This is a genomic window from Pseudomonas triticifolii (genome assembly GCF_014358015.1).
GTDB classification, from domain to species: domain Bacteria; phylum Pseudomonadota; class Gammaproteobacteria; order Pseudomonadales; family Pseudomonadaceae; genus Aquipseudomonas; species Aquipseudomonas triticifolii.
Genome location: NZ_JACONV010000003.1, coordinates 1 through 25,362 on the forward strand (window position 1 = coordinate 1; position 25,362 = coordinate 25,362).

The 25,362-nt window shown below is 57.6% G+C and carries 21 protein-coding genes and 1 pseudogene; 8 read left to right on the plus strand and 14 right to left on the minus strand.

The features are described from left to right. Nucleotides 1-43 precede the first annotated feature (43 nt). Together H8S56_RS07365 and H8S56_RS07370 are read right to left on the minus strand one after the other, a co-directional pair. Entirely contained in the window at nucleotides 44-1,654 is a 1,611-nt protein-coding gene (locus H8S56_RS07365) for an ATP-binding protein (RefSeq protein ID WP_024686802.1), read from the minus strand. Nucleotides 1,655-1,659: 5 nt separating this feature from the next. After that, the gene (locus H8S56_RS07370; RefSeq protein ID WP_187518267.1) at nucleotides 1,660-2,397 is read right to left on the minus strand and encodes a response regulator; all 738 of its coding nucleotides are present in this window, start codon (nucleotides 2,395-2,397) and stop codon (nucleotides 1,660-1,662) included. A 687-nt stretch (nucleotides 2,398-3,084) separates the two neighbouring features. Between H8S56_RS07370 and H8S56_RS07375 the strand changes: the two genes are divergently transcribed. Together H8S56_RS07375 and H8S56_RS07380 are read left to right on the plus strand one after the other, a co-directional pair. Next, on the plus strand, nucleotides 3,085-5,997 hold the full coding sequence (locus tag H8S56_RS07375) for a ribonucleoside-diphosphate reductase subunit alpha (RefSeq protein WP_187518268.1): 2,913 nt from the start codon (nucleotides 3,085-3,087) through the stop codon (nucleotides 5,995-5,997). Nucleotides 5,998-6,273: 276 nt separating this feature from the next. Continuing rightward, nucleotides 6,274-7,521: a ribonucleotide-diphosphate reductase subunit beta gene (locus H8S56_RS07380; RefSeq protein WP_024686806.1), complete on the plus strand. Its 1,248-nt coding sequence runs from the start codon at nucleotides 6,274-6,276 to the stop codon at nucleotides 7,519-7,521. Between the two features lie 105 nt (nucleotides 7,522-7,626). Here H8S56_RS07380 and H8S56_RS07385 read toward each other — a convergent pair whose 3' ends face one another. The 3 genes from H8S56_RS07385 to dcm all read right to left on the minus strand — a co-directional run bounded on the left by H8S56_RS07385 (nucleotide 7,627) and on the right by dcm (nucleotide 11,037). Further along, the gene (locus tag H8S56_RS07385) at nucleotides 7,627-8,955 is read right to left on the minus strand and encodes a type II restriction endonuclease (RefSeq protein WP_187518269.1); all 1,329 of its coding nucleotides are present in this window, start codon (nucleotides 8,953-8,955) and stop codon (nucleotides 7,627-7,629) included. Between the two features lie 114 nt (nucleotides 8,956-9,069). Beyond that, the gene (locus tag H8S56_RS07390; protein ID WP_187518270.1) at nucleotides 9,070-9,558 is read right to left on the minus strand and encodes a very short patch repair endonuclease; all 489 of its coding nucleotides are present in this window, start codon (nucleotides 9,556-9,558) and stop codon (nucleotides 9,070-9,072) included. Nucleotides 9,559-9,612: 54 nt separating this feature from the next. Continuing rightward, complete coding sequence (gene dcm / locus H8S56_RS07395; RefSeq protein ID WP_328803364.1) at nucleotides 9,613-11,037, minus strand: DNA (cytosine-5-)-methyltransferase; 1,425 nt, start codon at nucleotides 11,035-11,037, stop codon at nucleotides 9,613-9,615. Nucleotides 11,038-11,624: 587 nt separating this feature from the next. Between dcm and H8S56_RS07400 the strand changes: the two genes are divergently transcribed. After that, complete coding sequence (locus H8S56_RS07400; RefSeq protein WP_187518271.1) at nucleotides 11,625-12,155, plus strand: BRO-N domain-containing protein; 531 nt, start codon at nucleotides 11,625-11,627, stop codon at nucleotides 12,153-12,155. 87 nt (nucleotides 12,156-12,242) lie between these two features. Here the strand turns inward: H8S56_RS07400 and H8S56_RS07405 are convergent, their stop codons facing one another. The 7 genes from H8S56_RS07405 to H8S56_RS07435 all read right to left on the minus strand — a co-directional run bounded on the left by H8S56_RS07405 (nucleotide 12,243) and on the right by H8S56_RS07435 (nucleotide 19,385). Next, complete coding sequence (locus H8S56_RS07405; protein WP_187518272.1) at nucleotides 12,243-12,479, minus strand: hypothetical protein; 237 nt, start codon at nucleotides 12,477-12,479, stop codon at nucleotides 12,243-12,245. A 155-nt stretch (nucleotides 12,480-12,634) separates the two neighbouring features. Continuing rightward, nucleotides 12,635-13,525 carry a phosphoenolpyruvate mutase gene (gene aepX / locus H8S56_RS07410; RefSeq protein ID WP_187518273.1) on the minus strand — a complete coding sequence of 297 codons (891 nt, stop codon included), beginning with the start codon at nucleotides 13,523-13,525 and terminating at the stop codon, nucleotides 12,635-12,637. A gap of 59 nt (nucleotides 13,526-13,584) precedes the next feature. Continuing rightward, on the minus strand, nucleotides 13,585-14,430 hold the full coding sequence (locus H8S56_RS07415) for a hypothetical protein (RefSeq protein ID WP_024686810.1): 846 nt from the start codon (nucleotides 14,428-14,430) through the stop codon (nucleotides 13,585-13,587). A gap of 117 nt (nucleotides 14,431-14,547) precedes the next feature. After that, nucleotides 14,548-15,699: a pyridoxal phosphate-dependent aminotransferase gene (locus tag H8S56_RS07420; RefSeq protein ID WP_187518274.1), complete on the minus strand. Its 1,152-nt coding sequence runs from the start codon at nucleotides 15,697-15,699 to the stop codon at nucleotides 14,548-14,550. Nucleotides 15,700-16,005: 306 nt separating this feature from the next. Next, a complete protein-coding gene (locus tag H8S56_RS07425; RefSeq protein WP_187518275.1) occupies nucleotides 16,006-17,250 on the minus strand; it encodes an MFS transporter in 1,245 nt (414 codons plus the stop codon). Between the two features lie 63 nt (nucleotides 17,251-17,313). Beyond that, nucleotides 17,314-18,138, minus strand: a complete 825-nt coding sequence (locus H8S56_RS07430; RefSeq protein ID WP_024686813.1) for a hypothetical protein — start codon at nucleotides 18,136-18,138, stop codon at nucleotides 17,314-17,316. A 2-nt stretch (nucleotides 18,139-18,140) separates the two neighbouring features. Beyond that, the gene (locus H8S56_RS07435; protein ID WP_187518276.1) at nucleotides 18,141-19,385 is read right to left on the minus strand and encodes an MFS transporter; all 1,245 of its coding nucleotides are present in this window, start codon (nucleotides 19,383-19,385) and stop codon (nucleotides 18,141-18,143) included. Between the two features lie 95 nt (nucleotides 19,386-19,480). Between H8S56_RS07435 and H8S56_RS07440 the strand changes: the two genes are divergently transcribed. The 5 genes from H8S56_RS07440 to H8S56_RS07460 all read left to right on the plus strand — a co-directional run bounded on the left by H8S56_RS07440 (nucleotide 19,481) and on the right by H8S56_RS07460 (nucleotide 23,606). Next, the gene (locus tag H8S56_RS07440; protein WP_024686815.1) at nucleotides 19,481-20,383 is read left to right on the plus strand and encodes a LysR family transcriptional regulator; all 903 of its coding nucleotides are present in this window, start codon (nucleotides 19,481-19,483) and stop codon (nucleotides 20,381-20,383) included. A 183-nt stretch (nucleotides 20,384-20,566) separates the two neighbouring features. Beyond that, nucleotides 20,567-21,910, plus strand: a complete 1,344-nt coding sequence (locus H8S56_RS07445; protein WP_187518277.1) for a DUF7256 domain-containing protein — start codon at nucleotides 20,567-20,569, stop codon at nucleotides 21,908-21,910. 166 nt (nucleotides 21,911-22,076) lie between these two features. Then, complete coding sequence (locus tag H8S56_RS07450) at nucleotides 22,077-22,562, plus strand: Hcp family type VI secretion system effector (protein WP_187518278.1); 486 nt, start codon at nucleotides 22,077-22,079, stop codon at nucleotides 22,560-22,562. After that, nucleotides 22,559-23,278: a DUF4225 domain-containing protein gene (locus tag H8S56_RS07455; RefSeq protein WP_187518279.1), complete on the plus strand. Its 720-nt coding sequence runs from the start codon at nucleotides 22,559-22,561 to the stop codon at nucleotides 23,276-23,278. The genes H8S56_RS07450 and H8S56_RS07455 overlap by 4 nt, the downstream gene beginning before the upstream one ends. Continuing rightward, nucleotides 23,271-23,606 carry a hypothetical protein gene (locus tag H8S56_RS07460; protein ID WP_024686819.1) on the plus strand — a complete coding sequence of 112 codons (336 nt, stop codon included), beginning with the start codon at nucleotides 23,271-23,273 and terminating at the stop codon, nucleotides 23,604-23,606. The genes H8S56_RS07455 and H8S56_RS07460 overlap by 8 nt, the downstream gene beginning before the upstream one ends. A 112-nt stretch (nucleotides 23,607-23,718) precedes the next feature. Here the strand turns inward: H8S56_RS07460 and H8S56_RS07465 are convergent, their stop codons facing one another. Beyond that, nucleotides 23,719-24,795 (minus strand): methyl-accepting chemotaxis protein, encoded by a 1,077-nt coding sequence (locus H8S56_RS07465; protein WP_408003787.1) that lies wholly within the window; start codon nucleotides 24,793-24,795, stop codon nucleotides 23,719-23,721. Between the two features lie 207 nt (nucleotides 24,796-25,002). Beyond that, a pseudogene (locus tag H8S56_RS24840) lies at nucleotides 25,003-25,284 on the minus strand (PAS domain-containing protein); the annotation flags it as partial. Nucleotides 25,285-25,362 lie beyond the last annotated feature (78 nt).

Consider the following 25,362-nt stretch of genomic DNA (forward strand, 5'->3'; position numbering starts at 1 on the left):
GATGTTTGCTGCGACATAGCGGCATCCGCCATAAACGCTCGGCTCACCTTGGTGCCTGCGTGCGCGGCCAGGACAGGCTGAAACACGCGCCGCCCAGACTCACGCTGCGTCCGATCAAGGCGCGGCCTTCATGCCAGTTGATGATGCGCCGGACAATCGACAACCCCAGCCCGTGGCCACCCGAGGCCCGCGTGCGGCTGTCGTCGATGCGCATGAAGGGCGTGAAGATCTGCTCCCACGCGTCTTCAGGCACGCCAGGGCCGTCGTCGTCCACCTCGATCCGGCAATGTTGTGCGCCCAGACGATAACTGATGCACACCTGCGTCTCGGCATGACGCATCGCGTTGCTGACCAGATTCTGCAACGCCCGATGCATATAGCGCGGTTCGGCCTCTACCCACGCGGCTTCGCCTGGCGCTGCGGTGCTGCATTCACCGCGCGACACCCGTACATCCGCGCGCAACGGTGCCAGTTCGGCAATCACTTGATCGATCAGCGCATCCAGGTCGATGCGCTGGAAATTCAACGTCGGCGCACCCTGCTCAAGCCGTGCGTAGGTCAGCATCTCATCCACCAGCTTGTCGAGGTCCTGAATGTCGCTGTCCATGCCGCGCATGTACTTGAGGCGCGCCTCAGGTGTGGTCGCGTCGCTGACCATCTCCAGACCGAAACGCAAACGCGCCACCGGCGTGCGCAATTCATGGGACACCGCGCGCACCAGTTCACGCTGAATCATCAGCGAGCGCTGCAAGTGCTCGGCCATGCTGTTGAAGGCTGCCGCCAGACGCCCGACCGAATCAGAGCCCTCGGTGGGTACGCGGGTTTGCAGGCTGCCCTGGGCGATCAGCGTGGCGGCCGCTTCCAGTTCCAGCACTCGCCGCTCCAGTCTGCGCACCAGCAGATACACCACCAGCCCGATGAAACACAGCCCCAGCAAGGCAATCAACACCAACCATTGCAGCGGGTAGGGATTCATTTGATACAGCGGACCGATTTCCAGCACCCAGTTGGTGTCGACGATCCCGGCCAGCACGCGGATCGAATCGCCGCCCTTGCCCAGCGCCATGACCGTATCGCCTTCGTAAATGCGGCGGCGCTGGTCGTCATCCAGGTCAGCCTGATCCAGCGCCAGCAAGTGCATGTCGAAACCGAAGCCCTTGTCGACACGCAGCGCCTGCAAACGCGCTGGCTGCTCATCGACCGGAAAGCGCACCAGCTCATCGATCAACAGATAGATGGTCGCCCGCGCCAGTTGCTCGGTGATCTGCTGCACCTCGCCGCTCAACAGCAGCGGCTCTTTATCGCTCAACTGGCGATAGACCTTCGCTGCGTGCGGGCCGATCTGCTCGACCACTACTTGCCCACGCGCCAGACGACTGCGGGCACTGCTGTCCAGTTGCGCCTGCTCCAGGCTTTGCAGGCTCAGCGGAATGCCCAACAGCCGCTCCCAGACCGCCAGGGCACGACGACGCTCGACGTCATCAAGGGCAATCAGATTATCGGCCATGACCGTGAACGTGCCGTGGGCCAGACGCTCACGGTATTGCTCGCCACGCGCCTGATTGAGGCCATGCAGCGCGAGCATGCCGAGCAAGGCCACCAGCACCAGAACACCGAGCATGCCGCCATAAATACGCAGAAAGATCGAATTCATGGACGTCAGCCGCTGAACACGTGGCCGCTCATGTCCTGCGCTGCTTCGGGCACGAACAGGTAGCCCTTGCTGCGCACGGTCTTGATCAGACGTGGATGAATGGGGTCGTCACCGATCTTGGGGCGGATGCGTGAGATACGCACGTCGATGGAACGGTCCTGACCGTCGTAACCGACGCCGCGCAGCGCAGTGAAAATTTCCTCGCGTGACAGCGTGCGCCCGGCGTTGGCCACCAACAGCCACAACAGGTCGAACTCGGCACCGGTCAGCTCGATGCTCTGCTCGCGCAGCCAGGCCTCGCGCAGGGCGTTGTCCACCACCAGCGGCCCGAACACCAGCCGGCGCAGTTCGGCGGCAGGCACCTGCGGTGCTTCACTGCGACGCAACAAGGCATGAATGCGCGCCAACAGAACCCGTGGATGAACCGGCTTGCAGACAAAATCATCCGCGCCGGTATCGAGCCCCTGAATATGATCAGTGTCGTCGGTACGCGCAGTGAGCATCAGGATCGGGCCTTCGTAACGATCACGCACCTTGCGGCAGATACTGAAACCGTCCTCGCCAGGCAGCATCAGGTCGAGGATCACCAGGTCCGGCTGCTCGGCCACGATGCGCTCCGCCGCCAGCGCGCCATTGCCTTCAATACTGACGATCAGGCCGTTGTTCTGCAGGTAGTCGCAGGTCAACTGCGCCAATCGCTGGTCGTCTTCGACAATGAGCACCTGCCAGGTGTGTGGCTCCACGAACGGCTTCCTTTTTATCGTTATTGAAACGCTGATTCAGGCATCGCTGCATGAGGCGAATGTCCGGCGATTGTAGCAACCGCGCAGCAAAGCACACGACATGCCAGATCGCCCTTGCAGATGGCTTTTTTTGTGATAGGGTTCGCGCCCGCAAAAATCGGCCCCGACCTCAAGACATCTGTAAAAAACAGTGACAAACGGTCCGACGCAGCAGCCATGCGGCCTACACGCGTTGTAGGTGTTTCATACACAAAGTACTCACAAGTTTATCCACAGGTCGTACGTTGCAATTGATGTCCAAAACGCATTATCTTGTAGCCCGACCCGCAGCGACACCCTACATGTAGGGTTTTCTGCCAAAACTCCAGCACAAGTCAAACGAGAAATTCAAGCACTTTTCTTACGTTTGTGGGGTTGAACTTTAAGACGTATTCGGTAACCAAACCGCTCGCGCTACCCCCAGGCGACCCGGTACACGTCTTGCAATATAGAACCTGCATGCTGCAACAGATTTGCAAGGGATCGGGCATATGACCCGGTCCCTTTTTGACTTCAAAACCCGGCAGCGATGACATCCTCGCTGCCACCTCCGTTTTGGAGTCTTGAGTCGCCCGTTTGGCGACTCATTGCCAGAACGGAACGGTGGGCAGCCATGCCCGAACAAACTTAAAGAACGTGGAGACACCCATGCAAACAGACACAACTCGCGAGAACTCGCCGACCACAGCGCCGCTGACGAACCAGGCCCAACAGGACCTGTCCGCGACCGCTCCTGGTCAACTGCGCGTGATCAAGCGGAACGGCACTGTCGTCGCGTACACCGATGACAAGATCACCGTCGCCATCACCAAGGCGTTTCTTGCAGTTGAGGGCGGCGCTGCGGCTGCCTCGTCGCGCATCCACGACACCGTTGCCCGCCTGACCGAACAGGTCACGGCCACCTTCAAGCGTCGCATGCCTTCGGGCGGCACCATCCACATCGAAGAGATCCAGGACCAGGTCGAACTGGCCCTGATGCGCGCCGGCGAGCAGAAAGTCGCTCGCGACTACGTCATCTACCGTGACTCGCGCGCCAAGGAACGTGCCGTTCGTTCGCCCGAAGCTGAAGTCCACGCTCATCCCTCGATCCGCATCACCCGCGCTGACGGCAGCCTGGCGCCGCTGGACATGAGCCGCCTGAACACCATCGTCACCGAAGCGTGCGAAGGCCTGGCTGAAGTCGACGCCGCGCTGATCCAGAACGAAACCCTGAAAAACCTGTACGACGGCGTTGCGCTGAAAGATGTCAACACGGCGCTGGTGATGACTGCCCGTACGCTGGTCGAGCGCGAGCCGAACTACTCGTTCGTGACCGCCCGCCTGCTGATGGACACCCTGCGTGCCGAAGGCCTGAGCTTCCTGGAAGTGGCCGAGAGCGCCACGCACCACGAAATGGCCGACCTGTACGCCAAGGCGCTGCCTGCCTACGTCGCCACCGGTATCAAGTACGAACTGCTCAACCCTGTGCTGGCCGAATTCGACCTCGAGAAGCTGGGCAAGGCGATCAACCACGAGCGCGATCAGCAGTTCACGTACCTGGGCCTGCAAACCCTGTACGACCGTTACTTCATCCACAAGGATGGCGTGCGTTTCGAACTGCCGCAGATCTTCTTCATGCGTGTGGCCATGGGCCTGGCGATCGAAGAGAAAGCCCGTGAAGACCGCGCCATCGAGTTCTACAACCTGCTGTCGTCGTTCGACTACATGTCGTCGACCCCGACGCTGTTCAACGCAGGCACCCTGCGTCCACAGCTGTCCAGCTGCTACCTGACCACCGTGCCGGATGACCTGTCGGGCATCTACCACGCGATCCACGACAACGCCATGCTGTCCAAATTCGCAGGCGGCCTGGGCAACGACTGGACGCCGGTTCGTGCGCTGGGCTCCTACATCAAGGGCACCAACGGCAAATCGCAAGGCGTCGTGCCGTTCCTCAAAGTGGTCAACGACACCGCAGTAGCAGTCAACCAGGGCGGCAAGCGCAAGGGCGCTGTCTGTGCCTACCTGGAAACCTGGCACATGGACATCGAAGAGTTCATCGAGCTGCGCAAGAACACCGGTGATGACCGTCGTCGTACCCACGACATGAACACTGCCAACTGGATCCCTGACCTGTTCATGAAGCGCGTCTTCGATGACGGCCCGTGGACACTGTTTTCGCCCTCCGAAGTACCGGACCTGCACGACCTGACCGGCCGCGCCTTCCAGGAACGTTACGAGTACTACGAAGCGCTGACCGAATACCCAGGCAAGATCAAGCTGTTCAAGACCATCCAGGCCAAGGATCTGTGGCGCAAGATGCTCTCGATGCTGTTCGAAACCGGCCACCCATGGCTGACCTTCAAAGACCCGTGCAACCTGCGCAGCCCGCAGCAGCACGTGGGCGTGGTTCACAGCTCGAACCTGTGCACCGAGATCACCCTGAACACCAACAAGGACGAGATCGCAGTCTGCAACCTGGGCTCGATCAACCTGCCGAACCACATCGTCAACGGCAAACTGGACACCGACAAGCTCAAGCGCACTGTCGACGTAGCCGTTCGCATGCTCGATAACGTCATCGACATCAACTACTACTCCGTGCCGCAGGCCAAGAACTCCAACCTGCGCCACCGTCCAGTCGGCCTGGGCATCATGGGCTTCCAGGACGCGCTGTACCTGCAGCACATTCCGTACGGTTCCGATGCGGCTGTGCAGTTCGCCGACGCATCCATGGAAGCGGTCAGCTACTACGCCATCCAGGCGTCCTGCGACCTGGCCGACGAGCGTGGCGCGTACGAGACGTTCCAGGGCTCGCTGTGGTCCAAGGGCATCCTGCCGCTGGATTCGCAACAGATCCTGATCGAGCAGCGCGGCGAGAAGTACATCGACGTCGACCTGAAGGAAACCCTGGACTGGGCGCCAGTACGTGCCCGTGTGCAGAAAGGTATCCGTAACTCGAACATCATGGCCATCGCACCGACCGCCACCATCGCCAACATCACCGGCGTGTCGCAGTCGATCGAACCGACCTACCAGAACCTGTACGTAAAATCGAACCTGTCGGGCGAATTCACCGTGATCAACCCGTACCTGGTTCGCGACCTCAAGGCCCGCGACCTGTGGGACTCGGTCATGATCAACGACCTGAAGTACTACGACGGTTCGGTGCAACAGATCGAGCGCATTCCGCAGGAGCTCAAAGAGCTGTATGCGACAGCCTTCGAAGTGGACACCAAGTGGATCGTCGACGCGGCAAGCCGTCGTCAGAAGTGGATCGACCAGGCTCAATCCCTGAACCTGTACATCGCTGGCGCATCGGGCAAGAAGCTGGACGTAACCTACCGCATGGCCTGGTACCGTGGTCTGAAAACCACTTACTACCTCCGTGCCCTGGCCGCGACCAGCACCGAGAAATCGACCGTCAACACCGGCAAGCTCAACGCGGTATCGAGCGGTGGCCACGGCCCGGACGACTCGGCCATCACCGCCCCACGCCCGACCGAAGCAGCACCGGCCGGTCCTGCACCGGTTCCAAAGGCTTGCGCCATTGACGAGCCGGATTGCGAGGCTTGCCAATAAGGCAATCGCCCTGCCCGCTCCCGTAGCTGAACACTGCGGGAGTGAGCCAGCTCAAGGCAGCAATCCGATGAAGAGGCCCGAAAGCCGGGCCTCAACCTCAAGGTCAACCGCAACACTGTGGGAGCGGACTTGTCCGCGAAAAGGCGCTAAACCCAAGCCATCCACAACCGGGTTAACACATTCATGTTCCTTGCGTTCAGCACTAACGCAACCAACATACTCTTTAGATACAACAGGTCAGCCCAAGCGACTGACCCTCAAGCCGGAGATTTCACCATGCTGAGCTGGGATGAATTCGATAAAGAAGACGGCGAAGTCGTCGCTAAAGCGACCAACGCCGGTCACGCCAACGAGGCCAACATGGATCGCCTCGACAGCGCCGGTGGTGCTGCGGCTCAAGAAGCCCGCGCCGTTACCGCTAACGACTCCGCTGCCCTGATCCGCGCCAAGAAAGCGCTGGATGCACTGGACGTTGCCGAAGGCCTGGCCGAACTCGAAGGTGCCAGCGCTCGCGTTGCCGTTGACGAAAAGATGATGATCAACTGCCGCGCCGACCTGAACCAGCTCGTACCGTTCAAGTACGACTGGGCCTGGCAGAAGTACCTGGACGGTTGCGCAAACCACTGGATGCCGCAAGAAGTCAACATGACCGCCGACATCGCCCTCTGGAAAAACCCGGAAGGCCTGACCGACGACGAGCGCCGCATCGTCATGCGCAACCTGGGCTTCTTCTCCACCGCTGACTCGCTGGTTGCCAACAACCTCGTACTGGCCGTGTACCGCCTGATCACCAACCCGGAGTGCCGCCAGTACATCCTGCGCCAAGCCTTCGAAGAGGCGATCCACACCCACGCGTACCAGTACTGCATCGAATCGCTGGCCATGGATGAAGGCGAGATCTTCAACATGTACCACGAGATTCCATCGGTCGCGAAAAAAGCCGCCTGGGGCCTGAAGTACACCCGTTCGATCTCCGATCCGAAGTTCGAAACCGGCACCGTCGACACCGACAAAGAACTGCTGCGCAACCTGATCGCCTACTACTGCGTACTGGAAGGCATCTTCTTCTACTGCGGCTTCACCCAGATCCTGTCCATGGGCCGCCGCAACAAGATGACCGGCGTCGCCGAGCAGTTCCAGTACATCCTGCGCGACGAATCCATGCACCTGAACTTCGGCATCGACGTGATCAACCAGATCAAGATCGAAAACCCGCACCTGTGGGATGCCGAGATGAAGGAAGAAGCCACGCAGATGATCCTGCAAGGCACCCAGCTGGAAATCGAATACGCCCGTGACACCATGCCACGCGGCGTACTGGGCATGAACGCGGCCATGATGGAGGACTACCTCAAATTCATCGCCAACCGTCGCCTGAGCCAGATCGGCTTGAAGGAAGAGTACCCAGGTACCACCAACCCGTTCCCATGGATGAGCGAGATCATGGACTTGAAGAAAGAGAAGAACTTCTTCGAGACTCGGGTTATTGAGTATCAGACAGGCGGGGCGTTGAGCTGGGATTGATAGTCCGGCTTTGAGCCAGCGGTAATGAAAAAGCCAGGAGCGGAAGCTGCCTGGCTTTTTATTTTGGCTTACAGGAGAGCAATGATCTGTAACTGCCCAATGTAGCTATAATGAAAGTATCAATGAGGGTCGCTTGGATTTAACTTCGTGATCAAAGAACTGCCTGAATGTGATGACATTATCGTAGTTGTCATAAGCAGATTCCTTAGCCTTTTTCAAAGACTCAGGCACAACGAGAGAAATCGAGTGCCGGCCCATTTCGTCAATAGCCTCGCCAGAAACGCGGTCATCAACTGTAGCGAGAAAAATCGCCCCGAGAGGTTTCTCTAAAGCTAATTGCTTCCATCTTTCACGCAGAGTGGTTTTTAAGGATACGATGACGGCGTCCCCTTTGAGATTAAGCTCTCTTACATCGGGCAATACGAAGTCCGGACGACGCCCACCGAACACTACTTGAGCTTCGTAACGAACGCGACCATCTTTAAAAAGCCTTCCTACATGGTGTTCGAACGAAAGACCAGCTCTGCTTTTCCTGGTCTGTGCGGCGCTAAGGAATATCGAGTCCAGCTCAGAGAACGCTTTGACGAGATTAGCAACAGGATCACCTCCGCCATGCAAAAGTATACGTGCGACTTGAGCGGCGCGGAAGCGAAGCTCCGCCCGTTTGTAGATTGAGTATTCAATATCCCTGCTGATTCGCATAACAGCGTCACCTGGGTGCGGAATCAAAAACGGACTCATATCTCTAAAACCATTCTCGTCAAGCCATCTCGTCTGAGCCTGGAACGCCAGCGTTTCAGGAGATGGGAGAGTTTGCTTCTTGATGAATTGCTCCAAAGTCCCGTTTTTAATCGCTTGCGATAACTCGGCAATAAGCTGATCAGTTTCGAATGCAGGGGCTACGAGCGATGCTGAATTGAAAAAACCAAAATGAAAGTCGGCTTCTAGCTCAAAAGCCGTTTCAATGATTTCTGCCTCTTCACTAACCGAATCGATGACAATGAACCAATAAAAAGCACCCGACTTTTGCTGCTTATATCTACCGACAATAAGCCACGAGGCAGGAGACAGGGCTTGAAACTGCTCCTTTGGGATTCCGGTGTGCTGCCATTCGTACCTTGGCCTCTCCTTTTCTTTATCGCCTGGATTACGCTTTGAGAAATATTTTATTGTTGAGGTCTTTACCTCACCTGTTGCAGGCCAAAATGTTTGATACGTCACATCAAAGATGTGCGGTTTTTCTGGGTTTGTATTTTTTAAAACAGGAAAAAAGTCTGACTCAGCAATAGCTCTTGGAATAAAAAAACCGTTTTGATGGCCGTTTTTAGAGCTATCGGCCCAAGCAGTATCATTACGCGACAGCTTCTTTATAAAAATACGTTCACTTTCTGAAATACATTTAGAAATATCTTTCCATTCGGGATGAAAACCCATCACAACCCTCTACTTTGGACATACATCAAAAGACACTTATTTTGATGGTTAAACCTTAAAGCCATCAAACTTAGGATTATTCTCAGCTCGAATCCAGAAAAATAGCGTTCCAGATTACTTATCATCTAATGCAGCAGCAATCTGCTCAGCTATTGCTTCGTCTAGCTGGAGATACTCAGAACCATTTACCAGCCATTCACCAATCAGGTCAATAAGCAGCATCGTTTTTTGTTTTTTCATCGACCGTACTGCGCACTCCCAAACCACTAGTACCCTCCAGCCTAAAGCCCGCAGAGCAGCAATCTGAACCAAATCCCTAGCTTGATTTTTCCCGATTTTTTCAAGCCAGAATTCTGGACGAGTCTGCGGGACCTTGAAAAAACGGCAATCGTGTCCATGCCAAAAGCACCCATGAACAAAAATCGCCGCATTGTATTTTGGCAAGACCAGATCAGGCTTACCGGGAAGGTGCTTCGCATGGATACGGAATCGAAAACCTCGAGCGTGCAAAGCTTTCCGTATCAGTAGTTCAGGAGATGTATTTTTCCCCTGGATTCCAGCCATCATCCTCGAACGAGTTGCTGCATCTACCACATCAGTCATGCTTGCCCCTTATCGAGGCCCAGCGGCCCCGACATTAGTAGAAGCACTTTCGACTTAAGCAGACAACGAAAATTCCAGCTGCGGCTTGTCCATATCCTTCTCCTTTGCAGCAAGAATTCGGCTTTTCATAAGCTTGGCAACGGCCTCAAAAACTGGTACCGCAACCGAGTTACCAAACTGCCGATACGCCTGTGTGTCCGAAACCGGAATGACAAATTTGCTCTCACCCGGCTTGTCGAAACCCATCAAACGGGCACACTCGTGCGGAGTGAGACGGCGTGGACGGTTCAGTTGATTCAGCTCGCTGTTGAAATCAAGGTGCTCGACAAAACCCCGATCAACCAGAATTTCTGACCCGTCCTTGTGATACCGCGCAGAGAGAGTCCGCGCCACATCATTAGGGCGAGTCAGTCCAAAGCCGAAGCCATTGCCTTTCTGGCGATGCTTTTCTGCATATTTATAGAGGTAGTCCCAAAGCTTCGGTGTCAGGATGTACTTGCTGTCTACTTCCTTGTCCAGAAGATCGCCAAAGCTGGGGCGCTGCTTGGGTATCAGCTTGTCTATGTCGCGCAGAGTAAAGCCGCCATGGACATTGAGGTCTCGTCGGAACCCTACCAGTACGATTCGCTCGCGATGCTGAGGGACGAAATGCCTGGCATCGATCACCTTGGGATCAGCACCTTTGGGTGCGTTGACGTCTGCGACCTCATAGCCCAGTTCATCCAGCGCTTCGCAAATGATCCGGAAGGTGTTGCCCTTGTCGTGACTCTTCAGGTTCTTCACGTTCTCAAGCAGAAAGGCAGCAGGCCGCTTGGCAGCGATGATTCGCGCCACGTCAAAAAACAACGTGCCTTGGGTTTCACATTCAAAACCGTGCTTGCGGCCCAATGAGTTTTTCTTGGAGACGCCTGCCAGAGAGAATGGCTGACAAGGGAAACCAGCCAAAAGAACGTCGTGATCGGGAATCTCGTTCTGGATATGCTTGTAAGCCGCTTCCTCGGTTACCTCAGGCTGGTCGGACAAGGTAACAGTGCGAATATCCTGATTGAATCGATGCCGCTTTGGATCGCAGTAGTGGTTTGCTTTGTAAGTCTTGACGGCGTAGGTGTTCCATTCAGAGGTGAAAACACACTCGCCTCCGATCGATTCAAAGCCTTTTCGGATTCCGCCAATGCCGGCGAACAGATCAATGAAAGTGAACGAAGGCTTGTAGGAAGGCGGTTCGGGCAACAAGGACTCTAGATGAGCATATTCCCGGTGAGTCAGACGGGGTGATGACTTTCCTTTGACCCAGCGATTTATCGTCTCACGGCAGTGCGAAGACCCGATTTCATTCAGTTTCGCCGCCAATTGCCCTTGGTCGTAGATCTCAAGAAGCCTTTTGAGAAGATCCATGTCCTGAGCGGGATGGGGATCAGACGAAGAGACAGGCTCGCTCATTTGGGACGATTCAAAAGCATTGGGTTCAAAGAGACTCATGAGCCTTGTTCCTCTGGGTCAAACGTGTGACAAACGATCACCATTCTATTCCATTCAAGCTTTAAGTAAATTCCTCATTTCGGTCTGCACGGAAATGAAGCCGCTATCTTTGGATCTGAACAGTGCTCGATTACTGTATAAAAAAACAGTATATGAGTATTTCCTGATCTGTCCATGCTCAAGCTCGTGAGATAGAAATGGTGATTCTTTGTCGAGGATTTCCAGCAGATTCCTACAGCTTCCGTAGCCCGTCCGACATGCCAGAACGGTTGACCGCGTCAATTCATCCCCCTAACCTCTCCGCCCAGAGCCTAAGAAACTCAAAAACCAGAGCGGCCTCCGCACCCGACAGCCATGCGGCTTTTTTGCGCCAGCGGTTTCGCTGCGCCTGCAGAAAATGTCCCGTTTTATGTCGGGAGTGGGCGAATACAAGACCCGAAAGGGAAATATGTCCGGCCCGTCTCTGGTGGGTTTCTTAGCTCCCGACACCTAAATCCCTGCCCTAAGAAAGCATCCAGAGGTCCTCATGATCAGCTCACGCGATAGATCCGTTTTTTCCCGTACACATTCCCTCGGGGAGGTGGCGCATGCCTGAAGCTCTCAAGCCCACCCTCTTCCACCGCCACAACCGCCAACTCAAGGCCCTCCTCCTCGAACACCAACCCTGGTTCAGCGCCCGTGATCTGGGGCGTCTCATCGGCTGGCCGTTGAACGAAAGACCCCTGCGCAAGCTGGACGCAGACCAGTACCGGGTCATGACGCTCGAGCAGCACAGCGGACCTGAGCCGGAGTTGATGGTGACGGAGTCAGGGGCTTACGCGATGCTGGTGCATCACTATCATGCGGAGAATCGCGGGCTGCGGCAGTGGTTGACCCATGAGGTGGTGGCGACGCTGCGCGATGGTGAGGTGTCGTCCGATGATCACGCGCCGCACCTGAGCATGCTGCAGTGGCCGGGCTTGTCGGTGAATGTGCTGCACTGGCAGAGCGAGCCGTGGATCAGGCTGAGGGATATGCCAGTGATGCTCTCGCATCCACAGATGCAGGCTCAGTCAGCGCCGCGTCAGTTGAGCAAGCCGTGGTGGCGTTCGGCGTTGCCGGTGTTTCGAGCGGGTTGAATGCGATCAGGTGGCCGTGACACTTGATCACGGCCCGTTTGTGAGGTCGCTAATGCCTAGATCTTTTGGCCCTGACCCAACGGCTCATTATTTATCCGCATAACGATCACGACTGCAAAACAGCGTCATGCCCGTAAAGCACATCACCAGATAGAGACTGAACGGATCGAAGCCATCAAGGATCGTCGGCAGATTAAACATGCCGACGCCCCCGAGTAAGCCGATAAGAATTCCCAACCATTTACGATAGGGTCGGGGTTTGATGCCGTAGTCCAAAGCAATTGAAATCAGCACCGTAACGACGAAAACGATGAGCCCGTTCATGCGAGGTTTTTGCTCAAGGAATGAGATCCGTGGATGAGGAGACGCGAGAGCTTAAGTGAGTGGCGCGCCACCACACCGCCACCCAACGCAAAACAGTCAATCCCTACACGCCACACGGATTCAGCCTACGTTGAATCACCTACCCACCACGACACTCACCGAGTCCCCGGCACCAAATCCAGTATTTCATCGATCCCCAGGCAACGCGGCTCGACTTCCAGTGTTCGGCCGTTGGCCAGTATGCCGACGGCGATGTCGCGCATGGCCAGGTAGGCGCTGCGCAGCATGTGGTTGGCGTAGATCACGGCATTGAATCCGGCGGTTTCCAGTACGTCGAAGCGCAGGTGGGCGTAGCTGGTGGGGACGCAGATCAATGGCACGTGCGGGCAGTGCTGGCGGAAGCGTTTGGCAAAGTCGAGGATTTCCTGGCCGTCTTTTTCGCGGCTGTGAATCATGATGCCGTCGGCACCGGCATCGACGTAGGCCATGCAGCGTTCGATGGCGTCGTCCATGCCTTTGCCGAGGATCAGGCTTTCGCAGCGCGCGATGATCAGCAGCCCGCCGTTGTTGCGGTTATTGCAGCCTGCACGGATTTTCTCGCAGAACTCTTCGATGGATTCCTGTTGCTGGCTGACGCTGGTGCCGAACAGTGAGTTTTTCTTGAGGCCGCACTTGTCTTCGATTACCACAGCCGAGACGCCAGCGCGCTCCAGCATTTTGATGTGAATCGCGAAGTGCTCGGGTTTGCCGCCGGTGTCCGCGTCGAAGATAAGGGGCATGGAGCAGACGTCGAAAATCTCGCGGATGCCGTGCAACCGGTTGCTGGGCGAGAGGATTTCGATGTCCGGCAGACCGCGCTGGGTCGAGTCGGTCAACGAGCTTGACCAGATGGCGTCGTAGGAAACGCTCTGCCCTGCGGTGGGTTCAAATCGTGCGCGCTCGGCCAGTAACGCGGACATCGGGCTATGGGCTTCAAGCACGCGAAGGCAACGCTTGCTCTGCAGCAGCGCGGCCAGATTGGTTCGACGGGTATCGATGTCCATCATACGAATCCAGGCTCCTTTTTATTATCGGGGGTGCTCAGGCAACGCGGTTGCGGGCGGCCTTAATCCCAGGCGGGCATTTCGCTTTTCAGGACAGACGCCATCTTGCCGAGGTGCTCGCAGGCTCGGGTCACGTACTCCCGGGACAGGCGCTCGATACGTCGATAGTTGATGGGTTGTTCCGTGGCGCTGGCGTAGAGTTTCAGGGCTTCTGCCGCATGCTTGAAATGCCGGGCCTCGACACTTCCGCAGTGAACACTGAGGAAGGCGGCAACCCGATTGGCCTCGCCGGAGGGATACCCGCGGACCTCCCGAAGCCACTGTTTCCACATGGGCGTCATGAGGTTGTACTCGCCGGTGTTGAACAGCTCCGTCATCGCCATCATCTCAAGCGCTTCGATGAGGTTGGGCGCCAGGGGCCGTGTCTGGCCTACCCAGCTGGAAAACTCTTTGGTGATGGGGTCGAGAAAACGGTCCTGAAGACGCCAGTCATCGGAGCCGCAAATGGCAGATGCCATGCGGTAATAGAGTTTGGAGTGGTGAGGATGGCCATGCATTTCGCCAAGGCCTACATCTTCAACAATGATTTCACCGCAGTGCCGCGCCGCTGCGAGCATTTGCAGCTTGGCGTCGTCGCTCAATGAAGCGGACTCCTGCAGGATCCGCACGATGATGCTCGATACGGCATGCGCAGCGCCGTCCGGGCTTCTCCAGCCGCAAAAGAAGGTACACAGCGAAGACTCGGTCCATTGATTGGAGGTCATCTCGGTGTAGGTATCGCAATAGGCATCCAGCTTGTCAGGGTGGGCATGGAAACCGCTCATTAATGCGTATACGAGGTGCCTGTCCTCGACATCCGTCAACGCTTGATCCACGTATGAAATAAAGTGTCGCGTGAGTAGTTCCATGACCGCTTCCTTATGAGACAAGAGAGACCAGGGTGTTACCAATTAATGCTACAACTGCGTGTTAATGATTCGGGATGCCTGCACTGGCACTCCGTTGCAGTCGTTCAATCACAGCGCTTATTCATCCAGAGTAACTTCCGACATGAACTGCGCCAGACGCGTAAGTCCTTGAACAAGTTCTTCGCGCCCGACCGCATATGAAAGCCTGATGCACGTTGGCGCACCGCACCCCGAACCAGGCACTACGGCAATGTGCGCCTCGGTCAATAACAGTTCGGCCAGGTGATCGACATCACGAATCACCGTACCCAGGTATTTGCCACCCAAATGCCGGGCCACGTTAATGAACAGATAAAACGCGCCCTCCGCCGGTGCGCAGGTCACGCCATTGACGTAACTGAGGCAGATAAGAGCGGCCTGCAGTTGTTGATCGAGAAAGGTGTTCACCTCGCGCACGAAGTCTGTTGAATCCGCTTTCAAGGTCTTCAGCGCCGCGTATTGGGACAGGCTGCTGGGGTTGGACGTGGTGTGCCCCTGAAGGTTGTGCATGGCCGCCACCACTTCGGCTGGCGCACACACATACCCCACGCGCCAGCCGGTGACGGCATGGCTCTTGGAAAAGGAGTCAACCAGCAGGGTCTGGTTCTTCAGGGCCGGGAACAGCGATACGATGTTGTGATGCTCATGAGGATGGCGCACCAACTTGCGGTAGCACTCGTCGAACACCACCCACAGTTGGCGATCGAAGGCGAGTTGCGCAATCAGCAGCAGTTGTTCTCGTTGGTAGACCGTGCCTGTAGGGTTGTTGGGCGTATTGATCACGATCATGCGAGTGCGCGGGGAAATCGCCTGTTCGACCGCCTTGCAGGTCAGGCGATAGTCGTCGGCCTGGGTGTCGACGAACACCGGGACCGCTCCCGCGAGCAGAATTTGTGTGGGGAAGGTCTCCCAGTAAGGCACCGGCACGATGACTTCGTCGCCCGGGTTGAGCAGCACCATGGCGGCATTGAACAGCGCTTGCTTGGCACCGGCCGTCACGGCCACTTCGCTGGCTGAATACGCGATACCGCAGCGCTGGCTGACTTCGTCTGCCAACGCCTCGCGCAATGCGGGCAGTCCAATCGGAGGGGTGTAGCGATTCTGCGAGCGCTTCACCGCATCAATAGCGCCAGCTTTCATTGTCTGGCTGGCATCGAATGACAATTCGCCTGCCGCGAAGTTAATGACATTGATACCGCTTTCTTTCAGGGCATTGGCTTTACTGCGCATACTGGAAGTGCCCGGCGCTCGAATTTCGAGCGTTCGTCGGGCAAGCAGCAACCGACTTGCAGCGGGCGGTTTATTATTCATTTTTATATCTGCCAAGCGATTCAAGCAACTTATTGGAATAGCGTACTTCAAGACAGCACAACACTGCGTTACCGCCAGGACTTATTGACAGTCTGATGACATCCCGGCGGACGAGCCAATACTATTTGCGTCGTTATTGATACTGAAAACCAAACATCAAGCCTGAATGCGACGTGGTGTAATGCTGACAACCGGGTTCATACACCAGTCGATCAAACCCCACATTCAACTCATTTCAGGCCCGGATTGAGCATCAGCGTCCAGCCCCTTCTGTACGAACCAGGATAACGGCAATGTCAGCAACAGCATGGCGGCCAGCAGCATGACCGCGATGGGCACGCCGATCATGTCGCCAAGCCCGCCGAACAGAATCGGAGCCAGCGCCCCGCCGCCAATCGTGCCGGTATAGAACACGGCAAACGCCTGATCACGATTGCTGGGGCCCGCCAGATCCGGCACGGCGCCGTACAGCACAGACGAGGTGCCATTCAGCGCCAGGCCGAGCAAGGGCAGCACCAACATCAACCCGAAGAATGGCAGGTACACCGACATGACGATCAACACCGCCGTGGTGAACTCCGTCAGCCACACTGTCTTCACCATGCCAATACGCGCGCCCAGATAGCCACACAGCAATTTGCCGAACGCGCCACCCACGAACAGCATCGTCAAGGCCAGACCGATGCCCGCCGTGCTCGCCCCCTTGTCCTTCAACAGAAACGGCAGAAACGTGAGAAAGCCCATGCGCACGGCACTGTCCAGCGTGCCGGTGACGATCAGTGCACGCAGGCCGCTGACCGACCCCTTGCCCATCGCCACCCTGGACGCTTTGGATTTCATGGGCGCAGCACGGGTGCGAGCCGGAATCAGCCACCACAGCAACCCCGCAGCGGCCAGCCCTAGCACCCCCAATAACGTGACACTGGCCCGCCAACTGATGACGGTCAGCAACAGACCGATCAGACCCGGCACCAGCATCTTGCCGATGTCACCGGCGAAGTTGTACTGAGACAAGGCCTCCTTCACGCCACCACCCGCTTCATGGCTGTCAGTGATCAAAGACGAAGCCAACGGGTGCTGCGTACTGGCGCCCAGGCCTCCCAGCAACAGCGCCAACAGCAGCACCGTCAAGCCGCCCGCCTGTCCCGCCAGCAGGTACGCAAACCCCGCCAGCGCGGTGCCACCCACCAGCAGCCGGTCGCGTCCCCAGCGTCTGGCAGCACGACTGGCCAGCAACTGGAAACCTGCCATCATCCCGGCGTAGGCGCCGCGCAACAGGCCTATCTGCGCGTAGCTCATGCCAAACTGCATCTGCCAGATCGGCAACAGCACATAGATGACGTCGGTTAGGCCGTCATGCACCGCGTGAGCGCCGCACCCGGCCACCAGTGACCGGCGACGGGCAGACGCAGACGCTTCGGCAGGTGCTGGCGTGTGCACGGGTGCTGCTTGAGCATTCAGATCGTTCATCGTCGTCAATGGCTTGTAGTGAAGGCCAGTATCACGCAGCGCTCCGTGTGAGGTGCTGCTCAGTCAGTGCATCAGCCGTGCGCAGTCCATCATCACATGCGCCTTGCGGCGCAGGTACTCGGAGAAGATGCTGCGCGCCGCCTCAGGATTGATCTCAATCTGCAGCGCTTCGACAAACTCGCTGATCGCGGCGACCGCGTGCGCAAAATGGTTACTTTCGGTGCCTCCGGTGTGCACCGTGACCCAAGCCACCGTGGCGCGGACCCGTGAATCGGGTATGCCCATGTCGCGCACGAACCACTGCGCATACAGCGGATGAATCAACTCGACCTCACCGTGGGTGTACACCTCATGAACCAGCGTCGTGAGCAAGCCCTGCATCAGGTCGCGATCGCGCAGGCGACGGGTGTCGGTCCAGTCCTTGAAGGTCTGTGCCGAGGGCAGGCAGTTCTCTCGCAGCAACCACTGATCATCGCCGCACAATGGCGTGGCCATGTTGTAGAACAGCTCGGCATGCTGGGTGTTGCCCAGTGCGCCCAGGTCTTCGTCGGTAATGCGCTGCAGGCTGCCGCACGCCTTGTAGATCTGCCGTGCAACCTCGGGGTCCTGTTCTGCACGGGCCATTAACGTCAGCCGATTGGCCAGGCCGGACACACTGGCCGCAGAGTTGTTGGTCTTCGACCAACTGGCAAAAAACTTGCGCAGCACCGCAGGCGAATGGCGACGCGAGGTGAGCGTCATAAAGGCTTCCTCGATGCTCGCCAGCGCCTCTTCCTGCTCCCAAAATGCCTCGAACAATGCATGTTTCAGGGCACTGGCGGGCATGTCGTTCAATACAGGCTCAATGATTTTCAACAACTGACTCTGCTGCGCCACAACGTTACTCATGATCACCTCCTGTAACCGTTATTATCGGATGACGAATCGGGCAAATTAATCGGCTTGGACGTTGCAGGTGCGGCAAGCGGATTTCGGCGATCGGGCCTGACAGGCTTCCAGCCGGCCAGACCGATCAGCAACGACAGCAGCTGCGACCCCATGATCAGCGCCATGCATCCATGCCAGCCCCAGTGATTCCATATCATCGCGGGCACCACAGCCCCAAAGCTGCCGCCCAGGTAGTACGCGGTCAGGTACAGCCCGACCGCGCCGGACTTGTTGGGCCCGGCGGTCGCGGCAATGAAGGCGTTGGCAGATGCCTGAGCGAGAAAAACCCCTGTCGAACTCAAGGCCAGACCCAGCACGATCAGCCACAACGAAGGCATTAACGTCAGGATCGAACCGCACACACCGAGCAGCGCGGCCCCGGTCAACAGCTCCGATTGCGGCCTGGACTTGCTCAAGCGTCCGGCGATCGGAATGACCACCAGCGCCAGCAGGAACACCGCATAAATAGCGCCCAGCGCCGCAGCGCCCAGGTTGAACGGTGCCTGACCGAGATGCAGACCGGCGTAGGTAAAGGTCGCGACCTGTGAAAACAGCACGCAAAACCCGACGCCATAAGCAGCCAGCAAAGGCTTGCGGCATAGCTCGCGATAAACGTTCAGCCGCACAGGTGATGCCTTGGGCGTTGCCAGCGAATCTGCTGGCATCAGAATGTGAATCGCCAGGCCCACCACCAGCCCAAGCACCGCCAGCAACTCAAAGGCCTCGCGCCAGCCCGCGTATTCGGTCATGGTTCCTGACACGAAGCGCCCGGCAAAACCGCCGAGCACTGTGCCGGCCACGTACAGGCTGGTGATTTCGGTCACGGCTCCGCCTTTCCAGCGGTCACCGATGTAAGCCACGCTGGTGGCAAAGACCACCGGAATCAACATGCCTTCCAGAAAGCGCCAGATCAGCAACTCGGCAAAGCTGCTCGCGTGGGCCGCAAACAGCGCAGGCACCGCCAGCATCACCGCTGCGACGACAATCACCGAGCGTTGCTCGAAGCGACCGGTCAGACGGCTGATAAAAGGCGCGGTCAAGGCGACGGCCAGTGTGGTGACGGTGATGCTCCAACCCGCTTGCCTGGTGCTCACCTCAAAACTCTGGGCCAGTTCCTGAAGAATGCTCTGGGTCGAATAAAGATTGAGAAAGGCTGCACATCCACACAAAAAAAGCGCGACGCGAGCGTTATGCAGGCGCGAATTCATGAGACCTCTCGTTTTATTCGGGTGGGTCTTTATAGAATGAGCCGCTCTGCCAACACCAATACCGAATTCAGACCGATCAATACCCAGGGAACAGGATGCTCGACTTACGCAAGTTACGTTACTTTTTGACGGTCGCTGAAGAACTGCACTTCGGCCGTGCAGCACTGCGCCTGCACCTTGCGCAACCGCCGTTGACCCGACAGATTTCGGCGCTGGAAGCCGAACTGGGGTTTCGCCTGTTCGACCGCACCAGCCGCACGGTCACGCTGACCGCACAAGGGCGGCACTTCCTGCCCTACGCCCGCGCCGTACTGGACCAGGCCAACCTGACGGAGGTCATTGCCGGAAAGCTGGCAGCCGGAGAAGCCGGGCAACTGGTACTGGGTTACGCCAGTTCGATTGCGCTGTCGGACCTGTTCAGCCAGACCATCCAAGCCTTCGCGCAACGCTTCCCCGAAGTGCAATTGACCCTGGTGGAAAGTGCCTCCAGCGGCCTGTACTCGCAGGTGCTGGATGGCCGCATCGACATCGGCCTCAGCCGCTTGCAGCCCGAGCGTGAACAGACCGACGTGCAGGTCCTGTCGCTGATGGAAGAGCCTTTGGTGGCCGCCCTCGCCTGCGATAACCCGCTGGCCAGCCAGGACGACGTGACCCTTGAGCAGCTCAGCACCTACCCGCTGATTTTGTTCCCGGCCGACTATGGCTCCGGGCTCAACGAATCGATCCGCCACCTGTACCGACACAATGACCTACCGCTGCGCCCAGGTCCGTCCGGCCGCCAGATCACCTCGATCATCGCTTTGGTGGCAGCCGGCCAAGGCGTCGCCCTGGTGCCGGAATGCACTCGAACGCTGGCCAAGACAGGCGTGGTCTACCGACCCCTGGCTGAGCCGGAGGCGCGCGTGCATTTGTTGATGCTGGCCAGAACGCAGGGTCGCTCGCTGTTGGTTGAGGCGTTTATGGCCGTGGTGGATGAGGTTTTGGGGCGAGGGGTATGAGTCGGGATTCACAGGCCCGCGATGGCATCAGCCAGCCGCCGAGTGCTGGTCTGAACACTCGCCTCGCAGGATGGCTGCCAGACCACCTGTGTGCCGACAAGAAATAGGGTTTTAACACTCATGAGGTTGCTATGCTCTGCAATCCCGACCTGATCCCGCTGGCTGTCCCGAGGAACCGAAGACATGAACGTTGCCAAGATCGTAGCGCTGCGCCCCGGCATGCCAAAAGAAGCAGTGGACGGGCTGACTGGCGAGTATGGGTTGTCGTTTTCTGACAGCGGTTATCTGCTCGGCGTTCATGATCTGGGTTATGGGGCCAGGGTGGACGCGCAGGGCGTGCTGGGGACCGTCAGCTTTTACCGGTCGTTTCCCAAGGAGCAGTTGATCGAGCGTCTCCACATCGGCATGCCGCTCGCCGAGGCCCAGACTGCACGACCTGATATGAAACCTGCTGCTGGCGAGCCTGATGATCCACCCGAATGGCTGACCTTCAAGGATTGCACGGACGATGCATTCGAACTGCTCGTACGGGTGACGGAGAACAGGATTCTGGCCATCCAGATTTCAAAGCCGGGGGCAATCTATCCGGAGCCTGTAAAACTGTTGGCCGACCCGAATCTGACGGTGGCCTATGACCTGCTTCGCGATCCTCAACAGCACCTGCGCGCAACCGGGCGTGGTGCTGAGTGGAGCGGCGGCTGGAGCCTCGGGCTGCCGCCAGGTATCACGACCGAACAATGGCCGCTGAGCCCGATCATGGGGCATCCTCTGCGTCACGCCTTCACGCTCTACGTCCCGCAGCCATACCGCAAGCAAGGCGCTGAGCGGGTCGCGTTCTGCCTGTTCGTTGACGATCAGATGGAAGAGCTGTCGCCGAGCAGCGAGGTCGAAGACTTCTTCGACTCGCCGCTGCTGTCCACGCCTCCCGATGACGAGGATTTGCTGCCCTTCTGGACCCACCGTCACGCTCGACACGCCTCCCATTTCGACATGACCGACATACTGGGCACGCACTACGTTGCCATCTGGCTGACCCAGGCAGAATTTGACGGCGCGCTGTGTAACCCGCCGGATCTGCGCGGCAACCCGCTGCTGACAGGCACGCCGGGCTGGCTGGACAAGAGCTATGCAGACCACTATTTGTATACCACTGTGCGCAATCACGATGCCGACGCCTACTCATGGCTAGCGGGCGAAGGGCGCGCAGCAGGTCTGGATACCGCGTTCGCCATCAGGGCACAGGTGCGCGAAGACGATCCTAACGTCGGCAAACCGCCTCGCGAGTGGGACGATGAATGCGAGCACAGCGGCTACATCCGGCCCTACGTGACCGAGGAAGGCGAGGCTCTGGGCCTGGACCGGTTTGCGAACCGCAACCACTTGGGCGGCACCATGTATCCGGTGCAGGGGTATCCCGAATTTGGTCCTTACTACCTCGAGTTTGAAGAGGACTTCGGCGGCTTCAACTTCGGCGGTGGTAACTGCCAGATTGACCTGGAGAAGATGGAGCTGGACTGGGCGTGCTGAGGATAACAGCCCGGTGTCACGCGTATTGAAGCGTTAATGCGCCCTGAGCGCTGCGCGGAGCACAGGATTATTATCTTTCGCCGGAAGCGTTTTCGGACGCTTCCTACATTCTTTCCAAAACCCCGAAAATAAACTGCTCGTCCTCACCAATCAGGACGATTGCAGCATGGCTAATCACGGGTACATGACGATCACCAGCGACACGCGAGGGGTTCTGTCAAAAGGCTGCTCAAGCATGGCTTCGATTGGCAACAGCTGCCAGGTCGATCATGTTGACGAAATCATGGTGCTGTCGTTTACGCACAACATGGCCAACATCGACAACATCAAACACGCCACCCACCGCCCTATCGTCATCACCAAATACGTCGACAAGTCATCTCCTCTGCTGGGTCAGGTGCTCGCCAACCGAGAGCCCATCAATTGCACGATCGACTTTTACCGCACCTCGTCTGCGGGCGCTCAAGACAAGTTCTACACCATTGAACTACGCGAATGCATCATCGCGGACCTGACACTCGACATGCCCCACGCGATATTACAGAACGACGCCGAACCCCAGGAGCATGTCGCTATCCGTTACCGCGACATCATCTGGACCCATCACCTCGCGAACACCTCAGGCTATGCCTCCTGGATCGCAGAGCAATGAGCCTGCCAGACAGGCGCACCACTGGACAACATGACCTGTGGCGAGTCAGCGAAGCGGCCACTCACCTCGCAGGCCAAGCCTGCACGCTCTCCGCACGGCACATCAACGATGGCACGCTCCGTCTGCAATTCAATCGGGAAGTGGCCTACTACGCCCGATCCATCGTGCGGGATGTGGAGGCCGGGACGAAGAGTGTTGATGAGGGACTGAAGGCCATAAAGGCAGAGCAGAATGGGCTGCTAAGGCAGTCGTCCGAGATTGGACAGAAGACGGTAGGTCTGGCGGCCGGTGTACTGCAGGTAACGGGTGGTGTTGGCATTTGTTATGCGTCCGCGGGCATGCTTTGCGCAGTGTTTGGCGGCGCAATGATTGCTCACGGTGCAAACAATATTTATGAAAACGGACGAAATCTGCTGGAAGATCGCTCAGATGTTGAAGGTCCGGTAAGGAAAGGTTATCAGGCGGTCGCAAAAGTGGCAGGGAAACGGGAATGCGAAGGTAATACAGTTTACGGAATGGCTGATTTAGGACCTTCCGCTTATGGCGTTTTTCGTCTTGTCGTCAAGCCTGATGCATGGCGCCTTTTCAAGTACTACGACGCAGACAAAATCAGAGCCTACAAGACGACACCGCTTGCTGTACTTGTCACTGAACGGGCATCAGACACCGTGACAGCCGCTTCAGTTTTTGATCAGCTGAGTTGCCTGTATGAGTAACGTCAGCGCGTACCTTATCTTTACGGTCACCACGACCCTCTTTTATTTTCCTGCGTTTTGGTCAAGGTATGCGCTTTCTGGGCATCATTTTTCGGCACCCAAACTATGGGGCTTCATCATCTATAACGTAGCCTGCGGACATGTTCATTTTAAGTTCGCGAGCCTCGGCACGCTGCCATTTCTTGGCACAGTCGATAACTCAGTGCTGGGCTGGGTCTCGCTTTTCATGGTGATCGCTCATGCACTATCGCTGCCCTCACCCAAAGAGAGAAAACGTTTTTTCTACAAGCCCGAGCGTTTGAAATTCAAGCTGTGGAAACGTCACTGATCACATGATGAGCAAACACTCGTGCAATGAGTGCCCGCGCCGTCTCAACTCAAGCAAAACCTGACCCACTGAACAAAGACGGCTTTTGTGGGAGCGAGCTTGCTCGCGAAGACTACCGACTGAACCGCTCTGCCAGGCTATGCAGGTACTCCGCCATGTGCTCCAGCTCGCTGCTGATCTGCGAGCCTTGTTGAGCCTGGCCGGCGCTTTGGTCGCAGAGTTGAGCGATACGGGTGATCTGCTGGCTGATGTTTTCTGCAACATGGCTCTGCTCTTCCGACGCCGAGGCCATTTGCTGACTCATGCCCGTGATGCGGGTGACAGACTGGCTGATGCCATCAAGTGCCTTTTGCACGGCTTCAACGCTGGCGACGCTTTCCAGCGAGATCTGTTCGCCTTTGTTGGCGGTCTGTACCGCACGGGCGGCACCGTCGCGCAAGGACGTGATGATCTGCTGAATCTGTTCGGTCGAAGACTGCGTGCGCGACGCCAGCGAGCGGACTTCGTCGGCAACTACCGCAAAGCCTCGGCCCTGCTCGCCCGCACGGGCAGCTTCAATGGCTGCGTTGAGGGCCAGCAGGTTGGTTTGCTGGGCAATCGAGGTAATCACATCGACCACACTGCCGATTGATTGCGTGGCGCTGGCCAGTTCACCGACTGCGTGACCGATCTCGGTCACGGAATTGGCCATGTGCCGAATCGCCAGCAGACTTTCATCGGCCAGACCACGTCCCTGCTGAGCCAGTTTGTCGGCCTCTTCAGCGGCATGCGCGGTGTTCTGTACGTTGTGGGTCACTTCCTGAATGGTCGCCGCCATCTGGTTGATGGCAGTCGCCGACTGGTCCGCTTCGCTGCGCTGTTGATCCAGCGATTCAGCCTGACGCACCGACAGTTGGGCCGACTGCCCGGCGTGCGCCCTGACGCTCTCGCCGGTATCGGCCAGGCGGGTCAAGGCGGCTTGCAAACGTGCTTCTTCACTGAGCATGGCCAGGTCAAGTTGTGCCTGCGGGCCACGGTTGTCGCTGTAAGTCAGGGCAACTAACGCGCTGCTGAACGCCTTGGGGTGTGCGTCGAGGGTTTGGCGAATGCTGTTTCGATGGCGGATTTCAAGAAAGCTGCCCAGTGCAATCAGCACGGCCAGAATCACGCCGAACGACGCGGTGTCGTCCAGCAGATAAACGCCGACCATCAAGGCCAGAGCGCACAAAATCATCGGTAACTGGCGGACGAGATGATAGGCCGCCGTGCTGACGCTGGAGACTGCGGACTTGCCCGCGCGCAAGCGGATGTACAGTGCTTCGGCACGACGCACCTGATCTCGAGTTGGCAGCGTCCGGACAGACTCATAGCCAACGATACGACCGTTTTCATAAACCGCGGTGACGTAGGCACTGACCCAGTAGTAATCGCCTTGCTTGGATCGGTTCTTCACTACGCCCATCCAGGGTTTACCCTGTTTGATCGTTTCCCACATGTGGGCGAACACCGAGGCCGGCATGTCCGGGTGGCGCACCAGGTTGTGGGGTTGCCCCATCAGTTCCTCGCGCGTAAAGCCGCTGAGTGCGACGAAGGCGTCGTTGCAGTAGGTGATATGGCTGTTAAGGTCGGTCGTGGAGATAAGGCGCTCAGACGCGGGAAAGGTTCGCTCAGTCTGAGTGATAGGCATATTGACGCGCATGAATGGATCAACTCCCTGATAACTGCACGCTAATCCGGAGCCGCCCTGAAGGTGCAGCACAGCCCTTCAAAGTAACAA